This window comes from Amycolatopsis sp. NPDC024027, assembly GCF_040638975.1.
GTDB lineage: Bacteria > Actinomycetota > Actinomycetes > Mycobacteriales > Pseudonocardiaceae > Amycolatopsis.
The window spans coordinates 109,410-134,101 of record NZ_JBEZYY010000013.1; the positions used below are offsets into that span (position 1 = coordinate 109,410).

22 protein-coding genes are annotated in these 24,692 nt (G+C 70.3%); 2 read left to right on the top strand and 20 right to left on the bottom strand.

Features of this window, described 5'->3' with window-relative positions; translation table 11 throughout:
• The 17 genes from AB0F52_RS29125 to AB0F52_RS29205 all read right to left on the bottom strand — a co-directional run bounded on the left by AB0F52_RS29125 (window position 1) and on the right by AB0F52_RS29205 (window position 18,959).
• Window positions 1-1,551: an NADH-quinone oxidoreductase subunit M gene (locus tag AB0F52_RS29125; protein ID WP_360177802.1), complete on the bottom strand. Its 1,551-nt coding sequence runs from the start codon at window positions 1,549-1,551 to the stop codon at window positions 1-3.
• Window positions 1,551-3,452, bottom strand: coding sequence for an NADH-quinone oxidoreductase subunit L (gene nuoL / locus AB0F52_RS29130; protein WP_360177805.1), 1,902 nt, complete (start codon window positions 3,450-3,452; stop codon window positions 1,551-1,553). Before nuoL ends, AB0F52_RS29125 begins: the two co-directional genes overlap by 1 nt.
• A gap of 12 nt (window positions 3,453-3,464) precedes the next feature.
• Window positions 3,465-3,764, bottom strand: coding sequence for an NADH-quinone oxidoreductase subunit NuoK (gene nuoK, locus AB0F52_RS29135; RefSeq protein WP_003081840.1), 300 nt, complete (start codon window positions 3,762-3,764; stop codon window positions 3,465-3,467).
• A complete protein-coding gene (locus AB0F52_RS29140) occupies window positions 3,761-4,636 on the bottom strand; it encodes an NADH-quinone oxidoreductase subunit J (RefSeq protein WP_360177808.1) in 876 nt (291 codons plus the stop codon). The genes nuoK and AB0F52_RS29140 overlap by 4 nt, the downstream gene beginning before the upstream one ends.
• Window positions 4,633-5,196, bottom strand: coding sequence for an NADH-quinone oxidoreductase subunit NuoI (gene nuoI, locus AB0F52_RS29145; protein WP_103351837.1), 564 nt, complete (start codon window positions 5,194-5,196; stop codon window positions 4,633-4,635). The genes AB0F52_RS29140 and nuoI overlap by 4 nt, the downstream gene beginning before the upstream one ends.
• A complete protein-coding gene (nuoH, locus tag AB0F52_RS29150; RefSeq protein ID WP_360177811.1) occupies window positions 5,183-6,532 on the bottom strand; it encodes an NADH-quinone oxidoreductase subunit NuoH in 1,350 nt (449 codons plus the stop codon). The genes nuoI and nuoH overlap by 14 nt, the downstream gene beginning before the upstream one ends.
• Window positions 6,529-9,000 carry an NADH-quinone oxidoreductase subunit G gene (locus AB0F52_RS29155; protein WP_360177814.1) on the bottom strand — a complete coding sequence of 824 codons (2,472 nt, stop codon included), beginning with the start codon at window positions 8,998-9,000 and terminating at the stop codon, window positions 6,529-6,531. Before AB0F52_RS29155 ends, nuoH begins: the two co-directional genes overlap by 4 nt.
• The gene (gene nuoF / locus AB0F52_RS29160) at window positions 8,997-10,292 is read right to left on the bottom strand and encodes an NADH-quinone oxidoreductase subunit NuoF (protein ID WP_360177817.1); all 1,296 of its coding nucleotides are present in this window, start codon (window positions 10,290-10,292) and stop codon (window positions 8,997-8,999) included. Before nuoF ends, AB0F52_RS29155 begins: the two co-directional genes overlap by 4 nt.
• Window positions 10,292-11,149 (bottom strand): NADH-quinone oxidoreductase subunit NuoE, encoded by an 858-nt coding sequence (gene nuoE, locus AB0F52_RS29165; protein ID WP_360177820.1) that lies wholly within the window; start codon window positions 11,147-11,149, stop codon window positions 10,292-10,294. Before nuoE ends, nuoF begins: the two co-directional genes overlap by 1 nt.
• A complete protein-coding gene (locus AB0F52_RS29170; protein ID WP_360177823.1) occupies window positions 11,146-12,525 on the bottom strand; it encodes an NADH-quinone oxidoreductase subunit D in 1,380 nt (459 codons plus the stop codon). The genes nuoE and AB0F52_RS29170 overlap by 4 nt, the downstream gene beginning before the upstream one ends.
• Complete coding sequence (locus tag AB0F52_RS29175; protein WP_360177826.1) at window positions 12,522-13,271, bottom strand: NADH-quinone oxidoreductase subunit C; 750 nt, start codon at window positions 13,269-13,271, stop codon at window positions 12,522-12,524. The genes AB0F52_RS29170 and AB0F52_RS29175 overlap by 4 nt, the downstream gene beginning before the upstream one ends.
• Window positions 13,272-13,275: 4 nt before the next feature.
• The gene (locus AB0F52_RS29180; protein WP_020643101.1) at window positions 13,276-13,824 is read right to left on the bottom strand and encodes an NADH-quinone oxidoreductase subunit B; all 549 of its coding nucleotides are present in this window, start codon (window positions 13,822-13,824) and stop codon (window positions 13,276-13,278) included.
• A 4-nt stretch (window positions 13,825-13,828) separates the two neighbouring features.
• Entirely contained in the window at window positions 13,829-14,248 is a 420-nt protein-coding gene (locus AB0F52_RS29185) for an NADH-quinone oxidoreductase subunit A (RefSeq protein WP_285987962.1), read from the bottom strand.
• Window positions 14,249-14,726: 478 nt separating this feature from the next.
• Window positions 14,727-16,013: a geranylgeranyl reductase family protein gene (locus AB0F52_RS29190; RefSeq protein WP_360177829.1), complete on the bottom strand. Its 1,287-nt coding sequence runs from the start codon at window positions 16,011-16,013 to the stop codon at window positions 14,727-14,729.
• 10 nt (window positions 16,014-16,023) lie between these two features.
• Window positions 16,024-16,713, bottom strand: a complete 690-nt coding sequence (locus AB0F52_RS29195) for a demethylmenaquinone methyltransferase (protein WP_360177832.1) — start codon at window positions 16,711-16,713, stop codon at window positions 16,024-16,026.
• Window positions 16,714-16,735: 22 nt separating this feature from the next.
• On the bottom strand, window positions 16,736-17,839 hold the full coding sequence (locus AB0F52_RS29200; RefSeq protein WP_360177835.1) for a glycosyltransferase: 1,104 nt from the start codon (window positions 17,837-17,839) through the stop codon (window positions 16,736-16,738).
• Window position 17,840: 1 nt separating this feature from the next.
• Window positions 17,841-18,959: a glycosyltransferase family 1 protein gene (locus tag AB0F52_RS29205; RefSeq protein WP_360177838.1), complete on the bottom strand. Its 1,119-nt coding sequence runs from the start codon at window positions 18,957-18,959 to the stop codon at window positions 17,841-17,843.
• 129 nt (window positions 18,960-19,088) lie between these two features.
• On the opposite strand from AB0F52_RS29205, the gene AB0F52_RS29210 reads away from it, so the two are divergent.
• Together AB0F52_RS29210 and AB0F52_RS29215 are read left to right on the top strand one after the other, a co-directional pair.
• Window positions 19,089-19,919: an inositol monophosphatase gene (locus AB0F52_RS29210; RefSeq protein ID WP_285987955.1), complete on the top strand. Its 831-nt coding sequence runs from the start codon at window positions 19,089-19,091 to the stop codon at window positions 19,917-19,919.
• A gap of 30 nt (window positions 19,920-19,949) precedes the next feature.
• On the top strand, window positions 19,950-20,507 hold the full coding sequence (locus AB0F52_RS29215; protein ID WP_360177841.1) for a GNAT family N-acetyltransferase: 558 nt from the start codon (window positions 19,950-19,952) through the stop codon (window positions 20,505-20,507).
• A 311-nt stretch (window positions 20,508-20,818) separates the two neighbouring features.
• On the opposite strand, the gene AB0F52_RS29220 is transcribed toward AB0F52_RS29215, so the two are convergent.
• From AB0F52_RS29220 to menD, 3 genes are all read right to left on the bottom strand, one after another.
• Complete coding sequence (locus tag AB0F52_RS29220; RefSeq protein ID WP_360177844.1) at window positions 20,819-21,256, bottom strand: DUF3592 domain-containing protein; 438 nt, start codon at window positions 21,254-21,256, stop codon at window positions 20,819-20,821.
• A 22-nt stretch (window positions 21,257-21,278) separates the two neighbouring features.
• Complete coding sequence (locus AB0F52_RS29225; protein WP_360177846.1) at window positions 21,279-22,823, bottom strand: M1 family metallopeptidase; 1,545 nt, start codon at window positions 22,821-22,823, stop codon at window positions 21,279-21,281.
• 121 nt (window positions 22,824-22,944) lie between these two features.
• Complete coding sequence (gene menD / locus AB0F52_RS29230; RefSeq protein ID WP_360177849.1) at window positions 22,945-24,621, bottom strand: 2-succinyl-5-enolpyruvyl-6-hydroxy-3-cyclohexene-1-carboxylic-acid synthase; 1,677 nt, start codon at window positions 24,619-24,621, stop codon at window positions 22,945-22,947.
• Between the last annotated feature and the right edge of the window lie 71 nt (window positions 24,622-24,692).

Consider the following 24,692-nt stretch of genomic DNA (forward strand, 5'->3'; position numbering starts at 1 on the left):
TTACTTGCCTCCCTGGACCGCGGACAGCGTCTGCTGCACCGTCGGGGTGACTGTGTCGAGCACCGGCTTCGGGTAGAAGCCGAGAACGAGGATCAGCACGACCAGCGGCGCGAGGATCGCGATCTCCCGGCCGTTCAGGTCGCGGATGGCTTTCTTCGCACCCAGCTCCGGCGCGATCGCCGTGCCCGGGCCGCCGCCGACACCCACGAGAGCGTCACCGCGAACCGGTCCCTGGAAGACCCGCTGGTAGAGCCACAGGACGTACGCCGCGGCCAGGACCATGCCCACCGTGGCGAGGATCGTGTACACCGGCTGGTCCACAAAGGATCCGATGAGCACCAGGAACTCCGAGACGAAGGAGTTGGTACCCGGCAGCGAAAGCGTGGACAGTCCCGCGAGGAGGAACAGGCCCGCCAGCAGCGGGGTCACCTTCGCCATGCCGCCGTAGTCCGAGATGCGGGACGACCCGCCGCGCGCGATCACCAGGCCGATCACCACGATCAGCATGCCGGTGGCGAGGCTGTGGTTCAGCATGTACGTCGCCGAGCCGACCATCGCCTGCTCGTTGAACGCGAAGATGCCCAGCGAGATGAAGCCGAAGTGCGCGATGGAGACGTAGGCGATGAACCGCTTCATGTCCCGCTGCCCCGCGGCGAGGATCGATCCGTAGAGGACGCCGATCACCGAGAGCACCAGCACCAGCGGCGCCAGGGTCCGGCTCGCGTCCGGGAACATCGGCAGGCAGTAGCGCAGGAACCCGAAGGTGCCGACCTTGTCCAGCACGCCGACCAGCAGGACGGCGACGCCGATCGGCGCCTCCCCCGCCGCGTCCGGCAGCCAGGTGTGGAACGGCACCAGCGGCGCCTTGATCGCGAACGCCAGGAAGAACCCGAGGAACAGCCAGATCTGCGTGGACAGCGGCGCGTCGCGCACCACCGTCACCAGCGTGGCCCAGTCGAACGTGCCCTTGCCGAGCTTGTCCGCCGCCAGCGAGTAAGCCCCGATCGCCGACGCCAGCATGATCAGGCCGCCGAGGAACGAGTAGAGGAAGAACTTCACCGCCGCGTACTGCCGGTTCGCGCCGCCGTAGCCGCCGATCAGGAAGTACATCGGGATCAGCATGATCTCGAACAGCACGTAGAACAGGAAGACGTCGGTCGCGGCGAACACGCCGATCGTGAGCGCCTCCTGCAGCAGGATCAGCGAGAGGAACCCGCCCGCGCTGCGGCCCGCCGGGAGCTTGTCCAGCGTGCCGAGCCCGCCGACGACGATCGGCACCAGGAGCGCGATCACCGCGATCATGATCAGCGAGATGCCGTCGGTGCCGAACGCGATGTGCACGCCGAAGCTGGGGATCCAGTCGAAGCTCGACGTCATCTGCAGCCGCGCGCCCGAAGGCGAGTAGCTGAGCCAGAACGGGATGATCAGCAGGAACTCGAGGATCGAGAACGCCAGCGCGGCCAGCACCGCGGCGCGGTCGTTCCCCTTGAGGAACGCCAGCACCAGGGAGCCGGCGAGCGGCACCAGGATGAGGATGAGCAACCAGGTCATCAGGAGAACCTCACCAGCAGGAGAGCCGCCAGAAGCAGGAACGTGCCGCCCAGCATCGACAGGGCGTAGGACCGGACGAACCCGGTCTGGAGCCGCCTCAGCCGGCCGGAGCCGCCGCCGAGGGAGGCGGCCAGGCCGTTGACCGCGCCGTCGACGCCGCGGTTGTCGACGAACACCAGCGCTCGCGAGAGCCAGGTGCCCGGGCGGGCGACCAGCGTCTCGTTGAGGGTGTTGCCGTACAGGTCCTTGCGCGCGGCCCGGGTGACGAACGAGACCCGCTGGGGCTGCTCGACCGGGACGTCACGGCGGAAGATCAGGGCCGCGATCAGCACACCCAGCACCGAGAACACGATCGCGGCGACGGAGATCACCCAGGCGTCGAACGGCGCGTGGTGCGCTTCCTCCAGCTTGCCGACCGAGGGAGTCAGCCACTCGGAGAAGCGATCGCCGAGGGCGAAGAACGCGCCGGCGCCGACCGAGCCGACCGCCAGGACCGCCATCGGGATCCACATGATCGCCTTCGACTCGTGCGGGTGGAAGTCCCGGCCGTCGGAGGACTTGATGTCCTTCCAGCGCTCCTTGCCGAAGAACGTCATCATCATCAGGCGGGTCATGTAGAAGGCGGTGAGCCCGGCGCCGAGCAGCGCCGCGCCGCCCATCACCCAGCCGCGCCAGCCGCCCTGGCCGAACGCCGCTTCGATGATCGCGTCCTTGGTGAAGAAGCCCGACAGCGGCGGGATGCCGATCAGGGCCAGGTAGCCGAGCCCGAAGGTGATGAAGGTGATCGGCATGTGCTTGCGCAGCCCGCCGAACTTCCGCATGTCGACCTCGTCGTTCATGCCGTGCATGACCGACCCGGCCCCGAGGAACAGCCCGGCTTTGAAGAAGCCGTGCGCGACCAGGTGCATGATGCCCAGCGCGTAGGCGATGGGCCCGAGCCCGACGGCCAGCATCATGTAGCCGATCTGGCTGACCGTGGAGTACGCGAGGACCTTCTTGATGTCGTCGTACGCGCAGCCGATGATGCACCCGAGCAGCAGGGTCACCGTGCCGACCAGCGTGACGATCAGGCGGCCGTCTTCGGTGGCGTTGAAGATGTCCTTCGAGCGGGCCACCAGGTAGACACCCGCGGTCACCATCGTCGCCGCGTGGATCAGGGCCGACACCGGGGTCGGGCCCTCCATCGCGTCCGGGAGCCACGCCTGCAGCGGGAACTGGCCGGACTTACCGCAGGCGCCCAGCAGGAGCAGGATCGCCATCGCGGTGATCGCGCCCGTCGAGAACTTGCCGTCGGCAACCGCCTGGAAGACCTGCGCGTAGCCGGTGGAGCCGGCGTACTTGAACATGATGAAGATGGCCAGCGCGAGCCCGACGTCGCCGACGCGGTTCATCAGGAACGCCTTCTTCGCCGCGGTCGCGGCGGACGGGCGGCCCTGGTACCAGCCGATGAGCAGGTAGGAGGCGAGACCCACGCCTTCCCAGCCGAGGTACAGCGTCACGAAGCTGTTGCCCAGCACCAGGATCAGCATCGAGGCGACGAAAAGGTTCAGGTACGCGAAGAAGCGGTACCGGCCCTCGTCGTCGGCCATGTAGCCGATCGAGTAGTAGTGGATCAGCATGCCGACGCCGGTGATGAGCAGCACGAACGTCAGCGACAGCGCGTCGATCCGCAGCCCGAAGTCCACCTGCAGCTGGCCGACCGGGATCCACGAGTACACCTTGGTGTCGGTCGTGGTGCCCGTGTCGGCGGTGAAGAACAGGATCAGGCCGTAGACGAAGGCGAGGGTGACGGTGGCACAGCCGAGCAGATGCCCCCAGGCCTTGGCCCGCTTACCCGCCAGCAGCAGGATCAGCGCGCCGAGGCCGGGGAGGGCCACCAGCAGCCACGATGATGCGGTCACTCGGTCTCTCCCTCAGTACTTCAGCAGGTTGGTGTCGTCGACCGAGGCCGAGCGCCGGGTGCGGAAGATGGCCATGATGATCGCCAGGCCGACCACGACCTCGGCGGCCGCGACGACCATGACGAAGAACGCCATGATCTGGCCGTCGAGCCCGCCGTTGATCCGGGCGAAGGTGACCAGCGACAGGTTCACGGCGTTGAGCATCAGCTCGATGCACATGAACACGACGATCGCGTTGCGCCGCACCAGCACGCCGACCGCGCCGAGCGCGAACAGCAGCGCCGACAGCAGCAGGTAGTACGTGGGGGTCATGCCTTCTCCCCTTCCGAGGCTTCCGGGGCTTTCGAAGCACCCTCGGAGCCGACCAGCGCGTGCGCGTCCGCGTGCGGACCCTCGTCGGCGACGAGCTTGCGTTCCTTCGCCAGCTCGATCGCCGAGGTCGACTCGATGATCGCCGACAGCGACTCCGGCGCGATCGAGCCGTCCGGCAGCAGCGCCGGGGTGGCCACCGAGTTGGCGGTGGCGAAGACACCCGGGCCGGGCAGCGGCGACGGCCGGTCGTGCTCGCCGCGGAAGCGCAGCAGGACGAGCTCCTTCTGCGTGAGCTTGCCGCCCTTGCCGTGCCGGTCGGTGAAGGCCAGCACCATCGTGCCGATGGCGGCGGTGATGAGCAGCGCCGACGTCAGCTCGAACGGGAACAGGTAGTCGGTGAAGATCAGCCGGCCGAGGCCCTTCGGCCCGCCGCCCGCCGGGGTGGCCGAGTCGAGCGGGATGGCCGGGGTGACGTTCTCCATGGCCCGGTAGATGCCGGTGGCCAGCAGCGCGGCGAGCCCGATGCCGAGCACCGTCGCGGCGAGCCGCTGTCCACGCAGGACTTCGACGACCGAGTCCGAGCTCTCCCGGCCGACCAGCATCAGCACGAACAGGAACAGCATCATGATCGCGCCGGTGTAGACGATGATCTGCGTGAAGCCCAGGAACGGCGCCGACTGGATCATGTACAGCGCGCCCAGGCTCAGCATGGTCAGCACCAGCCACAGCGCCGAGTGGACGGCGTTGCGGGAGAAGATCATGCCGAGCGCGCCGAGCAGCGAGACCGGGCCGAGGACCCAGAACGCGATCGCTTCGCCGGTGGAGACACCCGCGGACGCGTTCGGCGCCGCGGCCAAGAGGGCGGTGATCACTTGACGCCCTCCCCGCGAGCCAGCTGTGTCGATGAGCTCTCAGCGGAGAAGCGTGCTTCGAGCTGCGGGCCGTTCACGTAGTAGTCCTGCTCGTTCTCGCCGAGCCGCATCGGGTGCGGCGGCTGCTCCATGCCGGGCAGCAGCGGGGCGAGCAGGTCTTCCTTCGTGTAGATCAGCCGCTGGCGGTCGTCGTCGGCCAGCTCGTAGAAGTTGATCATCGTCAGCGACCGGGTCGGGCACGCCTCGATGCAGAGGCCGCAGCCGATGCAGCGCAGGTAGTTGATCTGGTAGTCCGCGCCGTACCGCTCGCCCGGCGAGAACCGGGCTTCCTCGGTGTTGTCACCGCCCTCGACGAAGATCGCGTCCGCCGGGCACGCCCACGCGCACAGCTCGCAGCCGACGCACTTCTCGAGGCCGTCCGGGTGGCGGTTCAGCTGGTGCCGGCCGTGGTAACGCGGGGCGGCGGGAGCGCCGGCCTCCGGGTACTCCTCGGTGGCGACCTTCTTGAACATCATCCCGAAGGTGACGCCGAAGCCCTTGACGGGATCAAGAAACCCCATCTTGTGCCCCTTCCTGTGCGGTACCGACGGCCGCCGGCTTGCGGCGGGCCGCCTTCGCCTCGGCCTTGGCCAAAGCCTTCTGACGCGGGGTGGTCTGCGGAACCTTGAGGTCCAGCGGCGGAACCGGGAACCCGCCGCCGGTCACCGGGACGCTCTCGCTCTCTTCTTCCCGGCCCGCGGCGCGGACGTAGAAGAACAGCGCGACGACGATGAAGATCGCGACCGCGGCGATGATGATGGACGCGGTGTTCCAGGTGATGACCTTCGCGAAGGTCACCATGATGATCCACACCAGGTTCAGCGGGACCAGGACCTTCCAGCCCAGGCGCATGAACTGGTCGTAGCGCAGGCGGGGCAGCGTGCCGCGCAGCCAGATGAACCCGAACAGCAGGACGAACATCTTCGCGAAGAACCACAGCACCGGCCACCAGCCGGTGTTGAGCACGTTGTTCCCGATCAGCGACAGCGGCCACGGGGCCATCCAGCCGCCGAGGAACAGCGTCGTCGCGAACGCCGAGACGATCACCATGTTGACGTACTCGGCGAGGAAGAACATCGCGAACTTCATCGAGCTGTACTCGGTGTGGAAGCCGCCGACCAGCTCCGATTCGGCCTCGGGGAGGTCGAACGGGGCACGGTTGGTCTCGCCGACCATCGAGATCAGGTAGATCACGAAGCTCGGGATCAGGTAGAGGAACCACGCCGGCTGCTGCTTGGCGACGATGTCGGCCAGGTTCAGCGACCCGGCCTGCAGGATCACCGCGACGATCGACAGGCCCATCGCGATTTCGTAGGAGATCACCTGCGCCGCGCTGCGCATGCCGCCGAGCAGCGGGTACGGCGAGCCGGACGACCAGCCGGCGAGCACGATGCCGTAGACGCCGATCGAGGAGCAGGCCAGGATCACCAGCGCGCTGACCGGCAGGTCGAGCAGCTGGAGGACGGTCCGCTCACCGAAGATCGACACGACCGGGCCGAACGGGATGGCCGAGAGCGCGATCAGCGAAGGCACCACGCAGACGACCGGGGCGAGGAAGTACACCTTGCGGTCGGCGGTGTCCGGGATGATCTGTTCCTTGAACGGCAGCTTGATCGCGTCCGCCAGGGACTGCAGGTAACCGCCGGGGCCGACGCGGTTGGGGCCGGGCCGGTTCTGCATCCGGCCGACCGCCTTGCGCTCCCAGACGATCAGGAAGATCGTCAGGATCGGCCCGATCAGCAGGATGACCACGCACTTGAGCAGGATCAGCCACAACGGGTCGTCCGCCAGCAGCGCCGCCCGCGTGGCCGCGTCCGGAACACTCCCGACAGCAGCTTCGGTCAGCAGCGGGGTCATTGCCCACCTCCAGCGAGGTTCACGACGGCGCCGTGTCCGGCACCGAGCGTCTTGGCCACGGCGGAGCCGTCGGAGTTGCCCGGCAGCCACACGACGCCGTCGGGCAGGTCCGCGATCTCCACCGGCAGCGTGATCGCACCGCGTTCGGTGCTCACCTTCACGGTGACGCCCAGGCCTTCCGCGGTCTTCGCGGACAGCCGCGCGACCGGGGTGCGCTGGGTGCCCTTGAGGTGCGGCTCGCCGTCCTGCAGGGACCCGTTGTCGATCAGCTGGCGCCAGGTCGACAGGATCGCCTGGCCGGCACCCGGCGTCGCGGGCGGCGCGACCTCGGCGGCGACGTGGCCCCAGCGCAGCGCCGAGGCCTGGCCCAGCTTCTCGAAGTCACCGCGCGCGGCGGCCGGCGTCTGCGTGAACAGGTCCACGTCCATCTCGACGGCGAGGGTGTCGAGCACCCGGCAGTCCGGCAGGGTGCCGGTGCCTTCGAGGGTGACGTCGAACGGGCGGGTGCGGCCCTCCCAGTTGAGGTAGCTGCCCGCCTTCTCGTCCGACGCGGCCACCGGGAGCACGACGTCCGCGCGCTCGGTCACCGCGCTGTGCCGCAGTTCGAGGCTGACCACGAACCCGGCGGTGTCCAGCGCGCGCAGCGCGAGGTCCGGGTCCGGCAGGTCGTAGGGGTCGACGCCGCCGACGACCAGGCCACCGAGCTCACCGGCCGAAGCGGCCAGCAGGATGTCGGTGGTGTCGCGGCCCGGGGTGGCCGGGAGCGGGACGCCCCAGGCGTTTTCGACGGCGACGCGGGCGGCGTCGTCGCCGACCCGGCGGCCGCCGGGCAGCAGCGACGGCACGCAGCCGGTCTCCAGCGCGCCCCGGTCGCCGGCGCGGCGCGGGATCCACGCGAGCCGGACGCCGGTGCGCTCGACCAGGTCGTGCAGGGCGGCGAACAGGCCGGGGACCGCGGCGGCGCGTTCACCGACCAGGACGACGGCGCCTTCGCCGCGCAGGGACTCGTCGAGGTCCGGCGCGTGCTTGGCGATGCCCTCGACGGCGGCGGCTTCCTGGCCGGGGACGCACGCGAGCAGCTCGCCGAACGTCTTGCGCACCGACGACGTCGTCCACTGTCCCAAGTGGACGACCCGGGTCTTGTTCCGGCGGGCCGCCTTGCGCAGCCGCAGGAACACGATCGGGGCTTCGTCCTCGGGCTCGAAGGCGACGCACAGGACCGTGCGGGCCCGCTCGATCTCGCCGAAGGTGACGCCGGAGTCCGGCGTCACGCCCACGACGTGCGAGGTGAGGAACGCGAGTTCCTCGGCCGAGTGCGGGCGGGCGCGGAAGTCGACGTCGTTCGTCTGCAGGGCGACGCGGGCGAACTTCGAGTACGCGTAGGCGTCCTCGACGGTCAGCCGGCCACCGGGCAGGACGCCGACGCCGCCGTTCGACCGGGCTTCGACGAGCCCGGCGGCCGCGGCGCGCAGCGCGTCGGTCCAGGACGCTTCTTCCAGCTCACCGGTCTCGCGGTTGCGGACCAGCGGACGCCGGATGCGGTCGTCGGCCGTCGTGTAGCGGAAGGCGAAGCGGCCCTTGTCGCAGATCCACTCTTCGTTGACTTCGGGGTCGTCGCCGGCCAGCTTGCGCTGGACCTTGCCGCGCCGGAAGTCGGTGCGCTCGGCGCAGCCGGACGAGCAGTGCTCGCACACGCTGGGCGCGGACACCAGGTCGAACGGGCGGGAGCGGAACCGGTAGGCGGCGCTGGTCAGGGCGCCGACCGGGCAGATCTGGATGACGTTGCCGGAGAAGTAGGACTGGAACGGCTGGCCGGACGTCGTCCGCGACGCCATGTCGAGCACGTCCGCCGTCTCCGCGGTGCCGATCTGCTGGTGGGCACCGCGTTCGAGGAGCTCGATGAACGGGTCGCCGGCGATCTCGCTGGAGAACCGGGTGCAGCGCTGGCACAGCACGCAGCGTTCGCGGTCCAGCAGCACCTGCGTCGAGATCGGCAGCGGCTTCGGGAACGTCCGCTTGGTGTCGACGAACCGGGACTCGGTGCGGCCGTGGGCCAGCGCCTGGTTCTGCAGCGGGCACTCGCCGCCCTTGTCGCAGATCGGGCAGTCCAGCGGGTGGTTGATGAGCAGGAGCTCCATCACGCCCTGCTGGGCCTTGTCCGCGACCGGCGAGGTCAGCTGCGTCTTGACGACCATGCCGTCGGCGACGGTCATCGTGCAGGACGCCTGCGGCTTCGGCATCGGCCGGCCGCCCATCTCGACCTCGACCAGGCACTGGCGGCAGGCGCCGGCCGGGGAGAGGAGCGGGTGGTCGCAGAACCGCGGGATGACCGTGCCGAGGCGCTCGGCCGTGCGGATGAGGAGCTCACCCTTGGGGGCGATGACCTCTTCGCCGTCGATGACCAGCTTGACGTGGCCTTCGGGGACCGGCGTCTCCTGGGTCTCTGGCTTGTCGGGCGCGATCGTCATGCCTGCGCTCCCACGAGTTCGGGCTTGGTCTGTTCGTGCCGGTTCTTCTCGCACAGCGCGAGGAACTCGTCCCGGAAGTACTTGATGCCACTGGTGATCGGCGACACCGCGCCGTCGCCGAGGGCGCAGAACGACCGGCCGAGGATGTTGTCGCAGACGTCGAGGAGGGTGTCGATGTCCTCCTCGGTGCCGTGGCCCTCGACCATCCGCTCGAGGATCTGCGCCAGCCAGTACGTGCCTTCGCGGCACGGCGTGCACTTGCCGCAGGACTCGTGCTCGTAGAACTGCGTCCACTTCATCACGGCCCACGGCACCGACACGGTCTCGTTGAAGACCTGGACGGCGGTGGTGCCCAGCATCGACCCGGCTTCCGCCGCGCCTTCGAAGTCCAGGGGAACGTCGAGGTGCTCCGCGGTGAACATCGGGGTGGACGAGCCGCCGGGGGTCCAGAACTTGAGCGGGATGCCGTCCTTCATGCCGCCCGCCATGTCCAGCAGCTCGCGCAGGGTCGTACCCAGCGGGCACTCGTACTGGCCGGGCTTCTCGACGTGGCCGGAGATCGAGTAGATCTTCGGGCCGGGCGACTTTTCGCGGCCCATCTCGCGGAACCAGCTCGAGCCGCCGTTGACGATGAACGGCGCGCTCGCGATGGTCTCGACGTTGTTGACCGTGGTCGGCGCGGCGTACAGACCCGCGGCGGCGGGGAACGGCGGCTTGAGCCGCGGCTGGCCACGACGGCCTTCCAGCGAGTCGAGCAGCGCCGTCTCTTCGCCGCAGATGTACGCGCCCGCGCCCGCGTGGACGGTGATCTTCAGGTCGAAGCCCGAGCCGAGGATGTTCTCGCCCAGGTAGCCCGCCGCTTCGGCTTCGCGCACGGCCGCGTTGAGGCGGCGGATGCAGTGCAGCGCCTCGCCGCGGACGTAGATGAAGCAGTGGTTGGAGCGCATCGCGTACGAGGCGATGATGCAGCCCTCGATGAGCGAGTGCGGGTCCGCCATCATCAGCGGGATGTCCTTGCACGTGCCCGGCTCGCCCTCGTCGGCGTTGATCACCAGGTAGTGCGGCTTGTCGAAGTTCGGCGGCATGAACGACCACTTGATGCCGGCCGGGAAGCCCGCGCCGCCGCGGCCGCGCAGGCCCGAGTCCTTGACCAGCTGGACGAGCTGCTCCGGCGTCCCGGCCAGGGCCTTGCGGACGGCGGTGTAGCCCTCGAGAGCCTCGTACGTGCCGATCTGCCAGGAGTTCGGCGACAGCCAGCGCTTCGTGAGGACCGGAGTGATGGGATCAGCCATTACTTCTTCTCCACTTCAGGGAGCGGAACGTCCTGGGCGACGGGCGCGACCCAGCCGCGCTCCTGCGCGAGCTTCGCGCCCCGCAGCGTCTCGACGGCCTGCGAGGGGCCGTCGACGTCCTTGCGGTAGGTCCGCTCGTCCTCCGGGAAGAACCCGGCGAGCTGCAGCTCGGCGCCCTTGAAGTTCGTCAGCGGGGCACCGCGCGTCGGGGCCGGCTTCTTGCCCGCCTGCAGCGCGTCGACCAGCGCGACGGCCTTCTCCTCGGTCTGGTTGTCGAAGTACTCGTAGTTGACCTGGATGACCGGCGCGAGGTCGCAGGCCGCGAGGCACTCGGCGTGCTCGAGGGTGATCGAGCCCGGCTCGTTCGGCGTGCCCGCGGTCTCGTTGTGCCCCAGCGGCTGTTCCTCGGAACCGAGGTGCGTCTGGAGCTTCTTGTAGATCGCGTCGCCGCCCATGGCCGCGCACAGCGTGTTGGTGCAGACGCTCACGAGGTGCTCGCCGCACGGACGCCGCTTGTACATCGTGTAAAACGTCGCGACCGCGCTGACCTCGGCGTCGGACAGGTCGAGCTGCCGCGCGCAGAACGCGATGCCCTCCTGGCTGACGTACCCCTGCACCGACTGCACGAGGTGCAGCATCGGCAGCAGCGCCGAGCGGGACATCGGGTAGCGCGCGATCAGGTCCTGCGCCTTGGCGTGGATGTCCGCGTCGAAGATGTCTTCCAGCGGCGTCTCGGTGATGATGCCGGCGGCGACATCGGGGTCCGGCGCGATGGCGACGACGTCGGTGTCCGGGCCGGTCGCCGCGTGCGTTGCCGCGGCGTAGTGGGGGCCCGGCTCGGGAACTGCTGTGGTCATCGGTCCACTCCCCCCATGACGGGGTCGATCGAGGCGATGGCGGCGATCACGTCGGCGACCAGGCCGCCCTCGGCCATGGCGGGCATCGACTGCAGGTTCACGAAGCTCGGTTCGCGCACGTGGACCCGCAGCGGCCGGGTGCCGCCGTCGGACACCAGGTGCGCGCTCAGCTCGCCGCGCGGCGACTCGACCGAGGTGTAGACCTGCCCGGCCGGCACCTTGAAGCCCTCGGTGACCAGCTTGAAGTGGTGGATCAGGGACTCCATCGACTGGCCCATGATCTTCTTGACGTGCTCGAGCGAGTTGCCCATGCCGTCGCTGCCGATGGACAGCTGCGCGGGCCAGGCGACCTTCTTGTCCTCGACCATGACCGGGCCCGGCTCGAGCTTCTCCAGGCACTGCTCGATGATCTTGAGGCTCTCGTGCATCTCGTGCACCCGGATCAGGTAGCGCGACCAGCAGTCGGCGCCGTTGTCGACCGGGACGTCGAAGTCGAACTCGTCGTAGCAGGAGTACGGCTCGGTCTTGCGCAGGTCCCACGGCAGGCCCGCGGACCGCAGCACCGGGCCGGTGACGCCGAGCGCGAGGCACGCGTCGACCGGCAGGTACCCGACACCCTTGAGCCGGTTGCGCCAGATCGGCTGCCCGGTGAAGAGCTTGTCGTACAGCGGAAGGCGTTCCTTCATGGTCTTGATGAACGCCTTGACGACCTCGACGTAGTCGGCCGGCATGTCCTGCGCGAGGCCGCCGGGGCGGATGAACGCGTGGTTCATCCGCAGGCCGGTCAGGTGCTCCAGCAGGTGCAACACCTCTTCGCGCTCGCGGAAACCGAGCGTCATCGCGGTGGTGGCGCCGAGCTCCATGCCACCGGTGGCGATGTAGACGAGGTGCGAGCCGATCCGGTTGATCTCCAGCAGCATCACGCGCAGCAGCTGCGCGCGGCGCGGGGCCTCGATCTGCAGCAGCTTCTCGACACCGAGGCAGTACGCCATCTCCGTCGAAAGCGGGGCCAGGTAGTCCATGCGCGTCACGAAGGTGACGCCCTGGGTCCAGGTCCGGTACTCGCAGTTCTTCTCGATGCCGGTGTGGAGGTAGCCGATGACCGACCGCAGCTGCGTGACGGTCTCGCCCTCCATCTCCAGCACGAGCCGGAGCACGCCGTGCGTCGACGGGTGCTGCGGGCCCATGTTGATGACCATGCGCTCGTCGTGCGCGGCGTCGGCGATGACGTCGTCCCAGTCGCCGCCGGAGACCGAGTAGACGCGGCCTTCGGTGGTGTCACGGGAATCGGCGTAGTTGACGTTGTCCGTGCTGTCGCTGCCGGTCTCGGTCGTCGACGTGCCGGTCGTGACGTCCGACAGGTTTTCGGTGCTCACGAGTACGACCTCCGCTGGTCCGGCGGCGGGATCTCCGCGCCCTTGTATTCGACCGGGATCCCGCCGAGCGGGTAGTCCTTGCGCTGGGGGTGGCCGTCCCAGTCGTCCGGCATCAGGATCCGGGTCAGCGCCGGGTGGCCGTCGAAGACGATCCCGAACATGTCCCAGGCCTCCCGTTCCTGCCAGTCGGCGGTCGGGTAGGTCTCCACCAGCGACGGCACGTGCGCGTCCTCGACGTCGAGGGTGACCTCGAGCCGGATCCGGCGCCGGTAGGTCAGCGACGTGAAGTGGTAGACCGCGTGCAGCCGCTGCGGAACGTCGACGCCGTAGTCCACACCGGACACCGAGGACAGCAGCTCGAACCGGAGGCCGCCGTCGTCGCGCAGCGTCTTGGCGATCGCGGGCAGGTGCTCGCGGGCGACGTAGAAGGTGATCTCGCCGCGGTCGACCGTCGTCTGGAGGATCGCCTCGGCGGGGATCTTGCGCTCGGCCAGCGCGGCGTAGAACTCGTCGGCGAAGGCGTCGAACCAGCCGCCGTACGGGCGCTCGGCCGGCGCCGGGCTGTACGCCGGGAGCCGGACGCCGCCGTAGCCGGAGGTGTCGCCGGTGCCGTGGACGCCGAACATGCCCTGGCGCTCGCGGCCGGTGACCACGGCCTCCGCCGAGCCCGGGCCCTTAGCCGTCAGGCCGGTTTCGGCGCGTTCGGCGCTCGACTGCTCTTCGCCGGGTTGGGGGTTCTCAGTCATCGCTCTACTTCTTCGCGTACTTGATCGACGACGCGACGAGCTCGGTCCGCGCCCCGCTGGCGGCGCGGATGGCGGCGCGGCGGGCGTTGATCGGCTCGTCCTGGATCTTGGCGTGCAGCTTGAGGATCGCGTCCAGCAGCATCTCCGGCCGCGGCGGGCAGCCGGGCAGGTACATGTCGACCGGCACGATGTGGTCGACGCCCTGGACCACGGCGTAGTTGTTGAACATGCCGCCGGAGGAGGCGCAGACGCCCATGGCCAGCACCCACTTGGGCTCGGCCATCTGGTCGTAGATCTGGCGCAGGACCGGGGCCATCTTCTGGGTGACCCGGCCGGCGACGATCATCAGGTCGGCCTGGCGCGGCGTGGCGCTGAAGCGCTCCATGCCGAAGCGGGCGATGTCGTAGCGGGAACCGCCGACGGTCATCATCTCGATCGCGCAGCAGGCGAGCCCGAAGGTGGCCGGCCACATCGAGTTCTTCCGCGACCAGTTGACGAGGCCTTCGAGACTGGCCAGCAGGATGCCGTTGGGGAGTTTCTCTTCGAGGCCCATGGGTCTAGTTCCAATCCAGGCCGCCGCGCCGCCACACGTAGGCGTACGCGAAGCCGACCGTCGCGATGAACAGCAGGATCTCCACCAGGCCGAACGTGCCCAGCGCGTCCGCCTGCACGGCGAACGGGTAGAGGAAGACCATCTCGATGTCGAACAGGATGAACATCATTGCGGTGATGTAGTACGCCACCGGCATCCGCCCGGCGCCGACGAGCGGCTGCGGGGACGGTTCGATGCCGCACTCGTAGGCCTCGAGCTTGGCCTTGTTGTAGCGACTGGGACCCACGAGCGGGCCCAGGAGCACCGACAGCACGGCAAACCCGAGCGCCAGCACGAACAACAGGACCAGGGGCAGGTAGGGCTTCAGGCTCGGGGCCTCTTGAGCCAGCTGCACCGTCTCGGTTCGGGTCAGCAACGTCAGCACGGGGTCTTCGCCATCCTTTCCGCGCCGCTGCGGTTTTGCTTGTGGTGGGAACCGCTTGAGCCTCGTCGGCACCCTAAGGGACCTGGGTCACACCGCCGAGGGTCAGGGTCTCCTTACGGCCCGTGGCTGGACCTGGAGGAAAAACACTGCGTGCTTGTGAAATAGTTCACAAGCCACTCGTCGCGGATGTGAAGGGATTCACAAAGCATGGGGGGAGTCTAGGACGCGACTCACACTCTTGTCCCTAGTACCCCGTGTTATGAGGGTCGCCTAAGTTCCGGCGCCATCGTTGTCACGGGTCGGCAACACCGCGCGCGCGACCTGCGCGAAAGGCGTTCAAGATCGCTTTCCGGAGGGACAAAACGGGCGCTGACCTGTGATCTATCCCACTGACCGCACGGCCAACTTGTTACGCCACTCGTGTGTCCGCGCGAGAAAGCCCGGCACGGGAACCGTGCCCGGCTCTCGGGAAATCCGGTCAGCGCGGGCTCGGGGTCACCTTCGCCAGAGCCGAGATCAGGCGGTCGACGCCGTCGCCGCCCTTGGCGTCGTAGCAACCCGAGAGGCCCTTGTAGACCAGCGGCAACAGCTTGTTGATGCGCAGCCCGTACTTGGTGCACGCGTGCATGATCTTCGGCTTCCCGATGATCTTCGCGAAGACGTTGCCCAGCTGGTAGTAGCCGCCCATCAGCTCGCCCACGGCCCGCGGGTACGCCTCCAGCGCCCGCTCCCGCGAAGGGCCTTCGCGGCGCGCCAGAGCCTGCACGACGACCTCCGCGGCGATCTGCGCGGACTCCATCGCGGCCGAGATGCCTTCGCCGTTGAACGGGCTGACCATGCCACCGGCGTCGCCGAGCAGCAGCAGGCCGTCGCGGTAGTGCGGGGTGCGGTTGAAGCCCATCGGGAGGCCGGCGCCGCCGACCTTGCCGATCGCGTTCTCCTCGCGGTAGCCCCACTCCTCCGGCGTCCCGTCGAGCCACTGGCGCAGCAGCGCGCGGTAGTCGGTGTTCCGGAACGAGGCCGACGTCGACAGCATGCCGAGGCCGACGTTCACCGTGCCGTCGCCGAGCGGGAACGCCCAGCCGTAGCCCGGCAGCAGCTTCGGGTTCCGCGGGTCGGAGCGATCCCACAGCTCGAGGTGGCCCTCGATGAACGGGTCGTCGTGGCGCGGGCTCTTGTAGTACTGGCGCACCGCGACACCCATCGGGCGCTTCTCGTTCTTCTGGATGCCGACGCTCAGCGCGAGTCGCGCGGACACGCCGTCGCAGGCCAGGACGAGCGGCGCGTAGTACTTCACCGGCGTCCGCTCCGGGCCGACCTTCGCCTCGACGCCGACCACACGCCCGCTCGCGTTCGTGATCGCGCTCGTGACGGTCGTGCGTTCGTAGAGCCGCGCACCCGCCTTCACCGCGAGCTTCGCCAGCAGATCGTCGAAGTCGTGGCGGGTGCGGGACACGCCGTACGGCGGGTAGCTGGTCAGGTCCGGCCAGTCGAGCTCGAGCGTGAGGTCGCCGGTGAGGATCCGCAGGCCGCGGCTGTGCACCCAGCCCGCGTCCTCGCTCGTATCGATGCCCAGGTCGATGAGCTGCTTGACGCCACGCGGGGTCAGGCCGTCGCCGCAGACCTTCTCGCGCGGGAATTCGGTCTTCTCCAGCAGGAGGACGTCGACGCCCGCGCGGGCCAGGTAGGTGGCCACGGTGGACCCGGCGGGTCCGGCGCCGACGACGATGACTTCGGCGTCCTGATCTGGGCTACGACGGCTCATACCCGCGAGTTTAGGCAGGCTTTCGGGCGCGGTGGATCGCCACGACGCCGAATGTGAGGTTCAACCACTCGACGTCCGCCCAGCCCGCGCTCGCGATGATCTCGCCGAGGGTGCGCTGGTCCGGCCAGGCCAGCATCGATTCGGCCAGGTAGGAGTACGCCTCGGGGTTCGACGACGTCCGCTTGCCGACCCAGGTCAGCAGCTTGAGCATGAACCGCCGGTGGATGAACCGGATGGGCGCGAACGGCGGGGTCGAGACCTCGCAGATCACCAGCCGGCCGCCCGGCTTGACCACCCGGGCGATCTCGGTGAGCGCGGCCTTCGTGTCGACGAAGTTGCGCAGCGCGAGCGAGATCGTCACGGCGTCGAAGCTCTCGTCGGCGAACGGCAGGTGGAGCGCGTCGGCCGCGACCATCGGGACCCGGCGGTGCAGCCCGGCCTTCAGCATGCCGAACGAGAAGTCCGCGGCCAGGCACCAGGCGCCCCCGCGGGCGTACTCGACGGTGGACACCCCGGTGCCGGCGGCGAGGTCCAGGACCTTTTCGCCGCGGCGGGCGTCGAGCACGCGGGCGGTGGTGGTGCGCCAGCGCCGGTCGAAGCCGAACGTCATGAACGAGTTCGCCCGGTCGTACCCGTCCGCGACACCGTCGAACATCGCGGCGACTTCGTGCGGGTCCTTGTCCAGGCTTGCGCGTGACATGACCTGAGATTAGTCCGCTGCTTCAGCGGAAGGTCGCCAGCATCCCGGCCACCGCCGCGGGCCAGGTGAACTCCTCCGCCCGGGCCCGTGCCGCCGCGCGCCGGGCCTCCTCGGGGCGCTCGAGGAGGTCGGTCACGGCCGTGGCGAACGCAGGCGCGTGGTCGTCCACCGCCGCGCCGCAACCCGGCCGGACGATCTCCCGCAGCGCCGACGACGCCGACACGACCACGGGCGTCCCCGAGGCCAGGGCCTCCAAGGCCGCGAGCCCGAACGTCTCGTGCGGCCCCGGCGCCAGCGAGACGTCCGCGCTGGCCAGCAGCCTGGCGACGTCGCCGCGGCCCGGCAGGAAGCCCAGGAACGTCACCGGCAGGCCGCGCGCCCGGCGCTCCAGCGCCCGCCGTCGCGGCCCGTCACCCGCCACCACCAGCCGCACGCGCGCGCCCGACTCCGTCAGCTCGGCGACGGTGTCCACGCTGCGCTCGACGTGCTTCTCCGGCGACAGCCGTCCACAGTGGACCAGCAGGACGTCCGCTCCGCCGGCCAGGCCGGCGCGCCTGCCGTCGTCGCGCATGGCGGGCCGGAACGTCGTGAGGTCGACGCCGAGCGGGACGCGGCGGACGTTCGGCGCCGCGATCCGGTCGAACTCCGCGCGCGCGAACGCCGTCGTGCAGACGACCGTGTCGTAGCTCGCGGCCATCCGCCGGTTCGCGGTGTCGGCGACGCGGCGGGCCACCGGCGCGGGCAGCAGGAACTGCTCCAGCAGGCGGTCGAGGCGCTCGTGGGAGATGACCGTGCTGGGCACGCCGTGGCGGCTCGCCCAGCCGCCCATCCCCCGCAGCGTCAGCCGGTCCGACACCTCCAGGCGGTCCGGCTCGAGCTTCCGCAGCACCGCGCGGACCCGGTGCGGGTCGACGGCGCGGTAGCCGCCAGTACCCGGGATCCGCGGCGCCGGCAGGGAAAACCGCCGGACGCCGGTCGGCAGGACCTCGTCGGCGTACCGGCGGCCGGGCACCACGAGCGTCACCTCGTGCCCGCTCGCGACGTAGCCGGCGCCGAGGTGGTGCAGCGCGGTGCGCAGGCCGCCCGAGCGCGGCCCGTAGAAGTTCGCGACCTGGACGATGTGCACGTCAGGCCGCGCGGGCGGCCCGGCCCCGCACGGCTTCGTAGTGCCCGACCAGCTCGTGGCAGACGGCGGGCCAAGTGCGGCCCAGCACCACCTTGCGCGCCTTCTCGCCGAGCCTCGCGCGCAACGCGGCGTCTCGGAGGGCGTCGACCTTTTCGACGAGCGCCGGGCCGAACCGCTCGCGGTCCGCGGGCAGCAGGTAGCCGGTGCGGCCGGGCAGCACGAGGTCCTTCGGGCCGCCCGCGTCCGGGGCGAGCACCGGCAGCCCGGAGGCCATCGCCTCCTGCACCGCCTGGCAGAAGGTCTCATGCGGTCCGGTGTGGACGAAGACGTCGAGGCTCGCGTACGCCTTCGAGAGGTCCTCGCCGTACTTCGCGCCGAGGAAAGCGGCGTCCGGCAGCTGGTCCCGGAGGGTTTCGAGCTCGGGCCCGTCGCCGACGACGACCACGCGGATCCCCGGCACCGCGGCCAGCGCGGCCAGCCGGTCGACCTCCTTCTCGGGCGCCAGCCGGCCGACGAACCCGACGAGCAGCTCACCGGCCGGCGCCAGCTCGGCCCGCAGCACCGGGTCGGCGTGCGCCGGGGAGAACCGGTCGATGTCGACGCCGCGCGCCCACCGGTGCACGCGCGGGACGCCGTGGAGCCGCAGCTGCTCGACGGAGTCGCTGGACGGGGCGAGGGTCCGGTCGGCGCGCGAGTGCAGCCGCCGCACCCAGCGCCACGCGGCGCGGGCGCCGATGCCGAAGCCGTACGCGGCGGCGAACCCGGCGATGTCGGTCTGGTAGACGGCGATCGACGGGACGCGCAGCCGTCTCGCCGCGGCGAGCCCGCGCGCGCCGACGACGAACGGCGACGCGAGGTGCACGACGTCGGGGCCGAACGCGGCCAGCGCGTTCAGCACCGTGCGCGTCGGCAGGCCGATCGGCAGGGAGCTGACCCCGGGGACGTCGAGCGCGGGAATCCGGATCACCGGAGCCCCGCGGTAGGAGTCCGGGCCGGGGCCGGGGGCGATGATCAGCACGTCGTGCGCGCGTTCGCGCAGGTGCTCGACGACCCGCAGGACGGAGTTGGTCACGCCGTTCACCTGGGGCAGGAAACTTTCGGTGACTATGGCGACTCGCACGTCCTGGACGATCGCACCCGATCCTGGCGCTGGTGTGACGTGTGAGCCAACGCTGCCGGAACAGATCGGCTACGACATGTCATCTCAAGGTCGTGTCCTGGAAACCAGGGTGGGCCAGGCTAAGCAGGCATGACCCTCTTGTCCTCACGGCCGCCGCGGCCCGTCGAGCCCGGCCTGCTGTCGAGGGCGCTCGAAGTGGCCGGGCGGCTGGCCAACGACGCCACCGACGTGATCACCGCGACCGCCGGCCGCGGCGCCCACCCTTCGACGCTGGATTCGCCGTTCGACTGGGTCACCGACACGGATCGCATCCTGGAGCGCCACACGCGGCGCGTCCTGACCGCGGAGTTCCCGGGCATCCCGGTGGTCGGCCACGAGTTCGGCGCCGACCACGGCGCGGACGTCGCGGAATACCGCTGGGTGGTGGACTCGGTGGACGGCACGGCGAACTACGTGGCCGGGGTGCCGTGGTGCGCGTACAGCCTGGCGCTGGTGGACGCGGCGGGCCCGGTGGTGGGCGTGGTGGCGGACCCGTACCGCGCCCAGATCTACGCGGCGGCGCGCGGCCGGGGGGCCCGCGCGAACGGCAAGCCGATCAAGCTGGTGGACCGCTGCGTGACGGCGGGGGCACTGGTGTGCACCGAGCTGGCCCGCAGCGGCCCGTGGCCGGGCATGGGCGGCTTCATCGAGCGGGCGGCGGCGGCCCACGCGGGGGTCCGCGTGCTCGGCTCGGCGGCGTTGTCGATCGCCCAGGTGGCCTTGGGCCACGCGGCGGCGGCCGTGCTGCACAGCTACCACGAGTGGGACGTGGCCGGCTCGGTGGCGATGGCCATCGAGGCGGGCGCGGTGGTGCTGGACAAGCACGGCGAGGACACGGCCCTGCCCACGGACGGCCTGCTGGTGGCGGCCCCGGGAGTGGCGGACGAGGTCCTCGGGTGGTGGCAGGAAACGGCGGGCTAATCGGGTTGCGCGAGCTGTGAAGATCGAGCCATGCCGACCCTCCGCACGCCGCGGCTCACCCTGGTGCCACTGGCCGACGAGCACCTCGAGCTGGAGTACGAGCTGGACTCCGACCCGGCGGTGATGCGCTACCTCACCGGCCGCGCGGCAACCCGCTCCGAGGTCGCCCAGGCCCACGCCCGCCGGATGGCGACCGCACCCGGCTTCGGCTTTTGGATGGGTTTCGCGGGCGAGGACTTCGTCGGGTGGTGGCTGTTGCGGCCACCGCACGGCCCGGACCAGCCGGAAGCCGACGGCGAGGCGGAGCTGGGGTACCGCCTCCTGCGCCGCCAGTGGCGGCAAGGGTATGCCCGGGAGGGTTCGCTGGAGCTGCTCCGCTACGGCTTCGAGGAGCTGGGCCTCGACCGTGTTTTCGCCCAGACGATGGCGGTCAACACGCCATCTCGGGCCACCATGGCCTCGGCCGGGCTGACGTTCGCGCGGGCGTTCACCTCGGCCGCGGAGTACGACGACCCGATCGAAGGCGCCGAGCAGGGCGAGGTCGAGTACGAAATCACGCGGAAGCGGTGGCTGGAGACGGCGGGCTGAGTTTCTCGCGCTCACCCGGCGAGAAGGTCGCGAATGACTCATTCGAGACCTCCGACGTCCCGAATGAGTCATTCGCGACCTTCGGCGAGCCCCAGCGGACGCCCCAACGAACCAAGCCGCACGGAACCGCCCTACACCTCCCCCGCCCCTCGTCCCAGCCGCAGTCAGCACCGGAGAGCCGGGGTCAAGGGTGAGCGAAGCTCATCGCGAAGCGACGCCGAAGGCGCCCTTGAGGCCGGCTCTCCGGTGTTGAACAATCAAAGGACGAGGAGCGGGAACCACGACAAATCCCCCCTCCGGCACATGTCCCCTCAGGCCGCAGCCTTCACCCGCTTGTCCTGCCGCCGGATCCACCAAAGCCCCGGCCCACCCACCAGCCAAGTGAAGAAGACAAAACTCCCCAGCGGCAGCAACGTCAGCGTCGCAGATCGCCCCGCCACCCGCGCCAGCTCCGGATCAGACGCGTCGTACTCGATCCGCACCAGCTGTCCGGCCGCCAGCCCGTCCGGGTACAGCACCCCGTTCGCCGGGCTGTGCACGATCCCGTCCGGCGTCTCGAAGTGGATGATCGTCCGGTCGAACGCCACCGAATCCACCGTCGCCGTCGCCGTCCCCAGCTGGGCCGAGATCGCGCTGTCGTTGCGGATCGCGGCGAACAGCAGGCACACGCACATCACCGTGAGGAGCGAGGCGACGCCGAGGATGGTCCACCACCCGACGCGCCTCGCCCGCTCACCTCTCGTGCTCACGCCGCGAGCGTAGCGGTCTTGCTCAGCCCGCGTGTTCGGCGGCGAGGAACCGGTGGTTCGCCTGGATCTGGTCGTACGAACGCGGCTTGACCGAAGCCGAAGCCCCAGCCGGAGCCGAAGCCGAAGCCCGCAAAGCGGGAGCGGCCGCGGCAGCACCGTTCGGACCCACCGCCGGCTTGCCCGCCGTGTACAACCACGTCTGGAACAGGTCGTGCAGCGGCTTGCCCGAGATCTTCTCCGCCAGCGCGATGAACTGGAGAATCCGCCCGTCCGAACCGCCCTTGGCAGCCTGCCACGCCTTCAAGATGGCGAAGAACGCCTGGTCCCCGACGGCCGTCCGCAGCGCCTGCAGCGTCAGCGCACCCCGGTCGTAGACCGCGTTGTCGAACTGGTTGTCCGCGCCCGGGTCGGCCGGGACGAGCTTCCACAGGTCGCCGTCGGCCGGGTTGGAGTCGTACGTGTACTGCGCCAGCTCGGCGACCGTGCCCTCGCCCTCGTGCTCCGACCACAGCCACTCCGCGTAGGACGCGAAGCCCTCGTTCAGCCAGATGTCGCTCCAGCGGCCGAGGGAGACGTTGTCGCCGAACCACTGGTGGGCGTTCTCGTGCGCGATCAGCGTCGTGTTGGAGCCCGCGCGGAAGTTGCGGACGCCGTACGTCGGGCGGGTCTGGTTCTCCAGGGAGAACGTGATCCCGCTGGTCACGACGCCGCCCTCGGCCTCGAACGGGTACGGCCCGAACTGCGTCGCCAGGAACTCGTCGATCTCCGGCGTCCGCTCGACGCTGGCCTTCGCCGCGTACAGCGAGTCGCCGAGGTCGGCTCCGTACGCCGTCACGAACGGCTTGCCGTCGGGCGTCGTGGACTCGACGACCTCGTACTTGCCGACGATGAACGACGTCAGGTACGTCGCCTGCGGCTTGGTGCTCCGCCACTGCCAGCGGGTCCAGCCCGCGCGGCTCTTCGTCTTGCGGACCAGGGTGCCGTTGGAGATGGCGGCGTTGTCGTCCGGCGCCTCGATGGAGACGTCGTAGGTCGCCTTGTCGGTCGGGTGGTCGTTGGCCGGGAACCACCACGCCGAGCTCTGCGGCTCGTCGATGCCGAGCGCGCCGAACGAGCCCTTCTTCCACGCGTTGAGGCCGTCCACCGTCTCGGTCGACGGCGTGTCCGCGTAGGCGACGACGACCGTCGCGGTCTGGCCCTTGAGCAGCGGCTGCGCCGGCGTGACGACGAGCTCGCCGTTGCCCGTCTGGTTCGTGAACTGCGCCGGCCGGTTGTTCACCCGCACGCTCGACGCCTTCAGCGCGAAGTCCAGGTCGAACCGCGAGAGGTCCTGCGTCGCCGTGAGCAGCAGCGTCGTGGTGCCCGACAGGAGGTCGGTCACGGGCTGGTAGGTCAGCCGGATGTCGTAGTGCAGCACGTCGGTGCCGCCGTTGCCGGCGTTCGGGTAGTACGGGTCGCCGACGCCGGGGGCGCCGGGGGCGGGCGCCGCGCTCGCGGTGCCGGCGAGCAGCACCGAGACGACGCCGGCCGCGAGCGCACCGAGACCGGTACGCGTTCTTGCACGCATTCGAATTCCTCCAGAAGGAGTGAGGATCAGCGCGCTCGAACGTAGCCAGCCAAGGAGCACCCAGGAACAGCCGAAGGGAGGTTTCTTGCCTGCTGGGATCCCACCCGGAAAGCGGTTGACGTCAGCCCGCGGAGACGGCCGAGGAGACCGCCGCCCGCAGGCGGGCGTGCAGGTCGCGGTGGCGCGACCGGTCCACCCGCACCTCGACGACCCGCAGCCCCGGGGCGGGCGCCAGCGCCGCCCGGAACTCCGTCAGCGTCTCCGCGACGACGTGCGGGACGCGGTAGCCGGCGCACAACGCGCCCAGGTCGGCGCCGTGGGGAGTGCCGAAGACGCGCTCGAAGCTCGCCGAGTGCTCCGGCGCCCCCTGCTCCAGCAGCGAAAAGATGCCGCCGCCGTCGTCGTTGAGGACCACGATCGTCAGGTCGGGACGCTGCTCGGCGGGCCCGGTCAGCAACCCCGAGGCGTCGTGCAGGAACGTGAGGTCGCCCAACAGCGCGTACGACGGGCCCCGGTGCACGTGCGCGGCGCCGATGGCCGTCGAGACCGTGCCGTCGATGCCCGCGACGCCGCGGTTGCGGTGCACGAGGACGTCCGGCCGCAGCCGGCCGGCCAGTGCGACGTCCCGGGTCGGGTTGGACGAGCCCACCACCAGCAGCGAGTCCGGAGGCAGCGAGTCCACCAGCTCGGTGGCCACCCGCAGCCCGCTGGGCCACGGCTCGTCGGCCAGCGTCGCGGCGACGGCGGAAGCGGCCGCGGCGTCGGCGCGGCGCCAGCTCGCCAGCCACTCCGGGTCGGCGGGCTTGGTCGGCTCGTCGAACCACTGCCCGACCTGGCGGACGTTGTGCGCGGGCGCCGGCCAGTCCGAGTCCGGCCGCACCAGCAGCACCTCGACCTCGGCGTCCGAGAGCACGTTCTGGATCTGCCGGAACACCGTCGGACGGCCGAGGCAGAGCACCTGCTCCGGCTTGTGCCTGCTGATGAACTCCTCGACGGCCAGCAGCCACACCCCGGACGAGATCGCCGTGCCGCCGGACAGCCCCAGGCCGCCGGTCTCCGACACGACCGGCCAGCCGTGCTGCTCGGCCCACTCGCTGGCCGCCTGGACGCCGGTGTCGCACGCGATCACCAGGCCGTGGCGTGCCGACGGCACCACGAACGACGGGAGCGCGCCGAAGTCCGGCAGCTCGGTCCAGCGGGACCCGTCGGCCCGGCCGTCGAGCGATTCGTACCACTCGCCGTCATCGTCCAGATCGGGCACGAGCGGCTCGCGGAACGGGATGTTCAGGTGCACCGGCCCGCAGCGCCACTCGCCGTAGGCGGCGTTCCAGGCCCGGCAGATCTGGCTGCGCCAGTACGAGTTCTGCCCGGCCCGCCGCTCGGCGACGGCCAGCTCGTCGAAGTAGCGGACGGCGTCGCCGTAGAGCTGGTGCTGGTCGATGACCTGCGACGCCCCCGCGGCCCGCAGCTCGGGCGGCCGGTCGGCGGTCATGACGATCAGCGGGACGCCGGCCCGGTCGGCCTCGAGCACCGCCGGGTGGAAGTTCGCGGCCGCGGTGCCGGACGTGCACAGCACGGCCACCGGGCGGCCGGTGCGCGCGGCGATGCCGAGGGCGAGGAAGGCGGCCCCGCGCTCGTCGATGCGGACGTGCAGCCGCAGCTTCCCGGCCGCGGCCGCGTCGTACAGCGCGATCGACAGCGGCGCGTTGCGGGAGCCCGGGCAGAGGACGACGTGCGAAACGGTGTTGCGGACGAGTTCGTCGACGATGACCCTGGCCTGCGCGGTGGAAGGGTTCACCGGCACGCCCCTGGTACGCCGGCAGCGTTTGATGCCGCCTCCGCGGGAGGGAGTACGTCGCCGGTGTTCAT